This is a genomic window from Salifodinibacter halophilus (assembly GCA_012999515.1).
GTDB lineage: Bacteria > Pseudomonadota > Gammaproteobacteria > Nevskiales > Salinisphaeraceae > Salifodinibacter > Salifodinibacter halophilus.
The window spans coordinates 1-405 of record JABEEB010000039.1 but is presented as its reverse complement, the minus strand read 5'-3'; the positions used below and the strand labels follow the sequence as shown (position 1 = coordinate 405).

1 protein-coding gene is annotated in these 405 nt (G+C 57.5%); it reads right to left on the bottom strand.

Features of this window, described 5'->3' with window-relative positions; translation table 11 throughout:
* Positions 1 to 134: 134 nt before the first annotated feature.
* On the bottom strand, positions 135 to 405 hold a 271-nt coding region (locus HKX41_10565), incomplete at its 5' end, for an IS4 family transposase (protein ID NNC24573.1).

Here is a 405-nt window from a genome sequence, read left to right as displayed (position 1 = left end):
ATCTCGAGGATGCTGGTTTCATCCGGGCTACTCCCCAATCGTCGACTACGGCAAACTTGGCTATGCATCCGTCTTTAGCTAAGCCAGAAACCGCGTGATAGCAGCGACTTATCGAGGCTACCATTCGTCTTTAGCTAAGACTCACACCTCGGTTGCGTAGCGGTAGCGAGCGTCTCCTGTAAGACCGGACGTTGCTGGTGAATCTTCTGAGCATCCTCGATCAGCCGCTCCAGCAACGGCGGTGGTGAGTAACCGAGATACTCACCGAGTTCGTGGAGGATGAGCTGGGCGTGCGACCGGAAGGTCGCCGCCCAGCGTTCTGGCGGAAACACGATCTCGTCATCAGCCTGCTCGGTCACCAGATCCAACAGCTCACGACTCACCAGCAGCGACAGCAACGCCGCA